Here is an 8,367-nt window from a genome sequence, read left to right on the forward strand (position 1 = left end):
CCTACAGGTCGCCGTCGAATACGACGGTGATCACCATCGCACTGATCGATTCCAATACAACTGGGACATCAGGAGGTTGGAGAAAGTGCAGCGGCTCGGCTGGATCGTCATCCGAGTGGTCGCCGGGGACCGGCCTGCCGAGATAACTCGCCGGGTGCGTGCGGCTTTGTCACAGCGAGTCGGCGCCACGTTGGCCCGACGAACGTGAAGCCAGTTTCACCGTCGAGCGGGAACGTGAAGTTAGCTTCACGGTGGGAGGCGCTGGGGAGGCGCTGGGGAGGCGCTGGGAGGCGGCTAGACCGGGGCCAGCTCGACGCTGCTGAGGACGATAGCGTTATCGCGCGCCGGCGCGACAACGCTGGCCACCACACGGCCAGCGTCTTTCCATATGTTGACCGTGAGCGTTTCGCCCGGATACGCCACACCCGCAAAACGGGCCCCGTAGCCGGCGACGGCCGCGGCATCGGAGTCCAGCAGCGCGTCGGTGATCGCTTTACAGGTCATGCCATAAGTGCATAAGCCATGCAGGATGGGCCGGGGAAACCCTGCGGCAGCGGCGAATTCAGGGTCGGCGTGCAGGGGGTTGCGATCGCCGCACAGCCGGTACAGCAACGCCTGCTGCGGCAAAATCGGCATTGGCACCTCGAGATCGGGAGCTCGGTCCGGTACCGCGTCCGATGTGGACGGTCCGCGCTCGCCGCCGAATCCGCCTTCGCCGCGGGCAAATATTGACCGCTTTTGCCTCCACAGCAGCGTGCCGTCAGGCGCGGTGACCGTCGTCTGGCTCCAGATCACCGCGGCTTTGCCCTTGTCCCAGATATCTGTGAAACGAGTGACAGCCCGTGCCGAGCCCGATGGTGGCAGCGGTGCAGGCACTTCCACTTGTTCACTGGCGTGCAACACCTTGCTCAATTCGATTTCGATGCCGGGAAACTGCACGGTAGGTGGCTTGGTGGCATGGAAGGTGGCGGCCACGGTCGCGAAAGTCGGCAACACCTGCGGGGTGTCGTCGGCCAGATAGCTTAGCTCACGCGGTGACATCGGGTCGGAGCCAGCGCCCAGGGCCAGCTGGTACAGCTGGACATCACTACTGGCCCAAGAGAATTCGACAGGGTCCAACTCGGCGTTCAAAGCGACGTCGACGTCGATTGGCATGCTAGCGCTCACCGGCGATGTGCAGGGCCGCCAGGTAGCCGAACGTCATCGCGGGCCCGATGGTGCCGCCCGGACCTGGATACGTGTGTCCCATCACTGGAGCGCTGACATTGCCTGCGGCATAAAGACCTTCGATGACGCTGCCGTCATCGCGCAGGGCGCGCGCGTGCACATCGGTGCGGATACCGCCCTTGGTGCCCAAATCTCCGGGCACCAACTTGGCCGCGTAGTAGGGCGCATGCCTGACCTCCCCCAGGTTGGGATTGGGCTTGTTGGTCGGGTCACCGTAGTAGCGGTCGTAGGCGCTTTCGCCGCGGTGATAGTCCTTATCAACGCCGGCGCGCGCAAAACCGTTGAAACGCTCTACCGTTGAGAGGAACTGATCAACCGGAAGGCCGGCATTGGTTGCCAGCTCCTCGAGTGTGTCGGCCTGGATGATGACCCCGGAATCCAACCATTTACGCGGAATACGTTGTCCCGGTTGCAGTCCAGCAAAGATGTAGCGGTCCCGGTACTGTTGATCGAACACCAGCCACGCCGGGATGTGCTCACCAGGACCCGAGCCTTGACCATATTGACCGCCATACATGTGATGACAGGCTTCGACGTACGGCATCGATTCGTTCATGAAGCGCTGACCGGACATGTTGACAATGATCGACCCAGGCGAATTGCGCTCCGACAGCGCGAACCACGGCGCGCCGACCAGCGGGACGGTCGGGCCCCACCACGCGTCTTCCATGAGATCCAAAGCAGCTCCGAGTTTTTCACCGGCGATGATGCCATCACCAGTGTTCGCTTTGGCGCCCACTGTCCAATCGGTGGTGATGGGTGCGCGCTGGTACTTTACCCGCATCTGCTCGTTGTGTTCGAAACCGCCGGTGGCCAGGATGACGCCGCGGCGGGCTCGAATCAGCTGCGGCTCGGATGATTCCGAGGCGTTGGTCTCGCGGGCATAGATGCCCCGTACCGCGCCGTCCTCGTCGACGTACAGATCCGTCAGCGCGGTGTTCAATAACACCGGAACGCCGGCCCTTTGCAAACCGATCCGCAGCGGCCCGATTAGGGCGCGTCCCATGCCGACCAGGTGCTTGCCAGTCGCCTTGGCCCACGTGGTGCGGGCCCCGACCCGCAGGCTGCGCAGCACACCGCGGGGGTGCCGCTTGAGCTGATTGAGACGCACGTAGTCCTGTTGCATCACAACCACATTGAGCGGAACTTTACCGTATGGCGGCTCCAGCCCCGCCTGGTCGGCACCCAGCTTGCGGGCGTCGAACGGCTTCGGTTCGATAGAACGACCGTCGGCGCGGCCGCCTGGCGCCTCGGGGTAGTAGTCGGAGTAGCGCGGCACCCAGCACATCTGCAAGGGTGTGTGTTTCAGCACGAATGACAGCATCTCCGGTCCGCGATTGAGGTACGTGTCGATGCGGTCCGGCTCGACCCCGCTGGTCGACATGTCGCCGACGATGCCGTGCAGGTACGTGCGAGCCGCCTCGGGGGTGTCCCGCACGCCGGCGCGCTTGAGCACCGCGTTGTTGGGAATCCAGACCCCGCCGCCGGAACGTGCTGTAGAGCCGCCGTAATGCGCAGCCTTCTCGACGACGATCGTCGAGAGACCCCGGTGTGCGGCGGTGAGGGCAGCCACCATGCCGGCGCCGCCGCTCCCGACCACGACGACGTCGTAGTCCTGTGCTGTCATGTAGAACACGTTATAGAATTGCCCGGGTCGGGCGCTACTGACCCGGTCACCATGATGCCGGAAAGACGAGGGGACTTCGGTAAATGCTCCCTGCTGCGACCCGCGACCAGATCGCTGCCAACTTGGCAGCAGCTCGGCGGAGCCGTGCGCCGATAGCGCCGTTGACGCCGTCATATCCCGATCTCGACGTCGTTGATGCCTACGAGATCCAGCTGATCAATATTCGCCGCCGCGTCGCCGCGGGGGCCCGGGTAGTGGGTCACAAAGTCGGGTTGTCGTCTCCGGTCATGCAGCAGATGATGGGCGTCAACGAGCCCGATTACGGGCATCTGCTCGACGACATGCGGGTGTTCGAAGACGCCCCGGTCAAAACGGCGAACTACCTGTATCCGCGGGTTGAAGTTGAGGTCGGCTTCATCCTCGCCGACGATTTGCCCGGCGCGGACTGTACGGAAGACGACGTGTTGGCGGCGACGGAGGCGCTGGTCCCGTCGATCGAGCTGATAGACACCAGGATCAAAGATTGGCAGGTCAAGATCTGCGACACCATCGCCGACAATGCCTCGTCGGCGGGTTTTGTCCTGGGTCCGGCGAGGGTGTCGCCGGCCGATATCGACGTCAAGGCGATTGACGCGGTACTCACTCGCAACGGAGAAGTAGCTGCTGAAGGCCGCAGTGACGCGGTGCTGGGTAACCCGGTCACCGCGGTGGCGTGGTTGGCCCGCAAGGTGGACGGGTTCGGGGTGCGGTTGCGTCAAGGCGACATCGTGTTACCCGGATCATGCACGTTGGCGGTCGATGCACGCGCGGGTGACGAGTTTGTCGCCGACTTCGCCGGGCTCGGCTCGGTCCGGTTGTCGTTCGAATGAGGAGCGATCGCGAGCCCGGGCAAGGCCGGGCGCAGCGGGTCGCGAGCATAGGGATAGGAGCATCATGCCGTCTAAGGCGAGTGTGGCCTTGCAAGTAGCCATTGTCGGGTCGGGAAATATCAGCACCGACCTGCTTTACAAGTTGCTGCGGTCGGATTGGTTGGAGCCGCGCTGGATGGTGGGCATCGACCCGGACAGCGAAGGCTTGGCCCGGGCCCGCAAGCTGGGTCTTGAGACCAGTCACAAAGGGGTCGACTGGCTGTTGGAACAACCCGACAAACCCGACCTGGTGTTCGAGGCGACCAGTGCCTACGTACACAAGGACGCGGCGCCACGATATGCGGACGCCGGGATCCGGGCCATCGACCTGACGCCGGCCGCTGTGGGCCCGGCGGTGATCCCGCCGGCGAACCTGCACGAGCACTTGGGCTCGCCGAACGTCAACATGATCACCTGCGGGGGACAGGCAACCATTCCCATCGTGTACGCGGTGTCGCGCGTGGTGCCGGTGCCCTACGCCGAGATCGTGGCGTCGGTGGCGTCGGTGTCGGCAGGCCCGGGTACGCGGGCCAATATCGACGAGTTCACCAAGACCACGTCCCGGGGTGTGCAGACCATCGGCGGGGCCGCGCGCGGCAAGGCGATCATCATCTTGAACCCGGCCGACCCGCCAATGATCATGCGCGACACCATCTTCTGCGCCATACCTGAGGACGCCGACCGTGACGCGATCGCCAAGTCCATCCACGACGTGGTGGCCGAGGTGCAGGCCTATGTGCCGGGCTACCGGTTGCTCAACGAGCCGCAGTTCGACGAGCCGTCACTTAACTCGGGTGGCCAGGCCGTCGTCACCACCTTCATCGAGGTCGAGGGCGCCGGAGATTACCTGCCGCCGTATGCGGGCAACCTGGACATCATGACCGCCGCGGCGACCAAGGTCGGCGAGGAGATCGCCAAAGAGACGCTGTCTTTAGCGGGAGGCGCGCGATGACCGGTATTTGGGACGTCCGGATCACGGACACCTCGCTGCGCGACGGGTCGCACCACAAACAGCACCAGTTCACCAAAGACGAGGTCCGTGCCATCGTGGCGGCGCTGGATGCCGCGGGGGTGCCGGTGATCGAGGTGACGCACGGCGACGGCCTGGGTGGGTCGTCGTTCAATTACGGCTTCTCGAAAACCCCCGAGCAGGAACTGATCACGCTCGCCGCGCAGACGGCCAAAGACGCCAAGATCGCGTTCTTGATGCTTCCCGGGGTGGGCACCAAAGAGGACATCAAAGAAGCACAGGACAATGGCGGCTCGATCTGCCGGATCGCCACCCATTGCACCGAGGCCGACGTATCCATTCAGCATTTCGGGCTGGCTCGGGAGCTGGGGCTGGAAACCGTCGGGTTCTTGATGATGGCCCACACCATTTCGCCGGAGAGGCTGGCGGCCCAGGCGCGCATTATGGCCGACGCCGGGTGCCAGTGCGTCTATGTCGTCGACTCCGCCGGCGCTTTGGTGCTCGACGGGGTAGCGGACCGGGTGTCGGCGTTGGTGGCGGAATTGGGGTCGGATGCTGAGGTTGGTTTTCATGGGCACGAGAACCTGGGGCTGGGGGTGGCCAACTCGGTGGAGGCGGTGCGTGCTGGTGCCAAGCAGATCGACGGCAGCGTGCGGCGCTTCGGGGCGGGTGCGGGCAACGCGCCGGTGGAAGCGCTGATTGGGGTGTTCGACAAGATCGGCGTCAAAACTGGTATCGATTTCTTCGACATCGCCGATGCCGCCGAGGACGTGGTGCGCCCGGCCATGCCCGCCGAATGCGTGTTGGATCGCAACGCATTGATCATGGGCTACTCGGGGGTCTACTCGAGCTTCCTCAAGCATGCGGTTCGCCAGTCCGAACGCTACGGTGTGCCGGCGCACCAATTACTGCACCGGGCCGGGCAGCGCAAGCTCATCGGCGGCCAGGAAGACCAGCTCATCGACATCGCTTTGGAAATCAAGCGGGAACTAGAGAGCGGCGCCGCGGTAACGCCTTGACGACGTCGTCAATTGGTCGTTGATTGGCTCTGATTTGGCGGAAGTCGAGTTATTCCGTAGGGGCTTGTCCTAGCGTTTTCTGGTGGGTAGTCACGCTGGGAAGGACGGGGTCTCATGAACTACGCGGTGTTGCCGCCGGAGATTAATTCGTTGCGGATGTTCACGGGTGCGGGTTCGGCGCCGATGCTTCAGGCCGCCGCAGCCTGGGATGGGTTGGCTTCGGAGTTGGGGTTGGCGTCGTCGTCGTTTTCGTCGGTGATCTCGGGGTTGGCGGGTCAGTGGTGGCAGGGCGCGGCGGCGGCGGCGATGACCGCGGCGGCGGGTCCGTATGCCGGGTTTTTGAGGGCGGTGACGGCCCAAGCCGTGGGGGCGGCTGGGCAGGCGAGGGCGGTAGCCAGTGTGTTTGAGGCGGCGCGGGCGGCGATCGTGCCTCCGCTCGAGGTGGCGGCCAACCGCAGCACATTCGTCCAGTTGGTTCGGTCGAATTGGTTGGGGCTCAATGCGCCCGCGATTGCGGCTGCTGAAGGGCTGTATGAGCCGATGTGGGCTGCCGATGTGGCCGCGATGGTGGGCTATCACGCCGGGGCATCAGCGGCGGCCGAGGCGTTGACGCCGCTAGCGCAGCTGCAGCAGGCATTGCAGACGCTGCCTAATCTGGGCATCGGCAATATCGGCAACGCCAACCTGGGTAGCGGCAACAAGGGCAACCTCAACCTCGGCAGCGGCAACATCGGCGATCAAAACCTGGGTGGCGGCAACATCGGCGATCAAAACTTGGGCGGCGGCAACATCGGCAATCACAACGGGGGCAACGGCAACCTCGGCAACGGCAACTGGGGCAGCGGCAACGGAAGTTTCTTTGGTGGACCTGTCAGCGGAAACGTCGGCGACGGAAACCGCGGTAACAATAACTTCGGTAGCGGAAACACCGGCAATTCCAACGTCGGCTTCGGTAACACCGGCAACAACAACGTCGGCAACGGAAACAACGGCAGTGGCAACACCGGAGCTGGAAATACCGGCAGCGGCAACTGGGGCTTCGGCAATAACGGGATGGGGAATATCGGCCTCGGGAATACTGGCAGTAATAATATCGGCTTTGGCCTGACGGGAAACAATCAGGTGGGCATCAACTTTGCGGGCGGGCTGAACTCTGGCACCAACAATATTGGCTTGTTCAACTCCGGCACCGGGAACATCGGTTTTTTCAACTCCGGTGACCACAATGTGGGCATCGGCAACTCGAGCAGCGCAAATGTCGGCATCGGAAATTCGGGCAGCACCGCGGGCCTGTTCCCGGCGGGCCATAACACCGGCTTTGGGAACTCGACTAGCCTCAACACGGGCTTCGGAAATGGCGGCATCGCGAACACCGGCGCCGGAAATGCTGGCTCAATAAACTTCGGCTTTGGAAACTCGGGCTCCGCAAACGCGGGTAGCTTCAACTCGGGCCAGATCAACACGGGTAGCTTCAACTCGGGCGTTTTCAATACCGGCGACTTTAACTCGGGCTTGTTAAACACTGGCTGGGCGAACTCGGGCAACACAAACACCGGGGCCTTCAACGCTGGCATTCTCAACACTGGCTTCGGAGCTATCGGCAACGGACCCGGCCCGAACTCGGGCTTCGGCAACACCGGGACCACAACCTCAGGCTTCTTCAACACCGCAAACGGTAGCTCGGGCATCCAAAATGCGGGCATGCAGGTCTCGGGACTGCAGCACGCCGCCAGTGCGGCATTCTCGGCGGGCATCGGGAACCGGGGAATCGACGAGGCGGGTATTGGAAACTCTGGCTTGGTCAGTTCCGGCTTCTTCAACTCCGGCGCAAACACCTCGGGTGGCTTCAACACGACTGCCGACCAGTCAGGTTTCGGGCATTAGCACGGAGTATGCGGATGGACCGGGTCAGGTAGACGACCTGATCAATATCGCGCTGGCGTTCAAACGCGATCAATAGTCTGCAAGGTTTTTCCGCCTTGACTATGCCGTTAATTACTCGGCGGCGATGCTCGCCGATTTTGTTGTCCGGATTTGGCGGAAATCGAGTTATTCCGCAGGGCTTGTCCTAGCGTTTTCTGGTGGGTAGTCACGCTGGGAAGGATGGGGTCTCATGAACTACGCGGTGTTGCCGCCGGAGATTAATTCGTTGCGGATGTTTACGGGTGCGGGTTCGGCGCCGATGGTGGAGGCGGCGGCGGCTTGGGAGGGTTGGCCTCGGAGTTGGGGTTGGCGTCGTCGTCGTTTTCGTCGGTGACCTCGGGGTTGGCGGGTCAGTGGTGGCAGGGTGCGGCGTCGGCGGCGATGACCGCGGCGGCCGGCCCGTATGCGGAGTTTTTGAGCGCGGCCTCGGCCCAAGCGCAGCGGGCGGCGGTCCAGGCGAAAGCGGTGGCCAGTGCGTTCGAGGCGGCGCGGGCGGCGATGGTGCATCCGGTGTTGGTGGCGGCCAACCGTAGCGCGTTGGTGCAATTGGTGGTCTCGAACATTTTTGGGTTTAATGCGCCGGCGATTGCGGCGGTGGAGGGTTTGTACGAGCAGATGTGGGCGGCGGATGTGGCGGCGATGGTGGGGTATCACGGGGGTGCGGGTTCGGCGGCGGCGCAGTTGCCGTTGCCG

The 8,367-nt window shown here is 63.5% G+C and carries 6 protein-coding genes and 2 pseudogenes; 6 read left to right on the forward strand and 2 right to left on the reverse strand.

Features of this window, described 5'->3' with window-relative positions:
* Positions 1–208, forward strand: a pseudogene (locus F0Q45_RS22385) (hypothetical protein); the annotation flags it as partial.
* An 86-nt stretch (positions 209–294) separates the two neighbouring features.
* On the opposite strand, the gene F0Q45_RS22390 reads toward F0Q45_RS22385, so the two are convergent.
* Positions 295–1,155: a MaoC family dehydratase gene (locus F0Q45_RS22390; RefSeq protein WP_149656006.1), complete on the reverse strand. Its 861-nt coding sequence runs from the start codon at positions 1,153–1,155 to the stop codon at positions 295–297.
* Between the two features lies 1 nt (position 1,156).
* Complete coding sequence (kstD, locus tag F0Q45_RS22395; protein WP_149656007.1) at positions 1,157–2,854, reverse strand: 3-oxosteroid 1-dehydrogenase; 1,698 nt, start codon at positions 2,852–2,854, stop codon at positions 1,157–1,159.
* 83 nt (positions 2,855–2,937) lie between these two features.
* On the opposite strand from kstD, the gene F0Q45_RS22400 reads away from it, so the two are divergent.
* From F0Q45_RS22400 to F0Q45_RS22420, 5 genes and pseudogenes are all read left to right on the forward strand, one after another.
* Positions 2,938–3,723 carry a 2-keto-4-pentenoate hydratase gene (locus F0Q45_RS22400; RefSeq protein WP_149656008.1) on the forward strand — a complete coding sequence of 262 codons (786 nt, stop codon included), beginning with the start codon at positions 2,938–2,940 and terminating at the stop codon, positions 3,721–3,723.
* Positions 3,724–3,787: 64 nt separating this feature from the next.
* Positions 3,788–4,714 carry an acetaldehyde dehydrogenase (acetylating) gene (locus tag F0Q45_RS22405; RefSeq protein WP_149656009.1) on the forward strand — a complete coding sequence of 309 codons (927 nt, stop codon included), beginning with the start codon at positions 3,788–3,790 and terminating at the stop codon, positions 4,712–4,714.
* A complete protein-coding gene (gene dmpG, locus F0Q45_RS22410) occupies positions 4,711–5,751 on the forward strand; it encodes a 4-hydroxy-2-oxovalerate aldolase (RefSeq protein WP_149656010.1) in 1,041 nt (346 codons plus the stop codon). The genes F0Q45_RS22405 and dmpG overlap by 4 nt, the downstream gene beginning before the upstream one ends.
* 114 nt (positions 5,752–5,865) lie before the next feature.
* The gene (locus F0Q45_RS22415; protein ID WP_149656011.1) at positions 5,866–7,635 is read left to right on the forward strand and encodes a PPE family protein; all 1,770 of its coding nucleotides are present in this window, start codon (positions 5,866–5,868) and stop codon (positions 7,633–7,635) included.
* A 229-nt stretch (positions 7,636–7,864) separates the two neighbouring features.
* Positions 7,865–8,367, forward strand: a pseudogene (locus tag F0Q45_RS22420) (PPE family protein); the annotation flags it as partial.

The organism is Mycobacterium simiae (assembly GCF_008370645.1).
Lineage (GTDB): Bacteria > Actinomycetota > Actinomycetes > Mycobacteriales > Mycobacteriaceae > Mycobacterium > Mycobacterium simiae_A.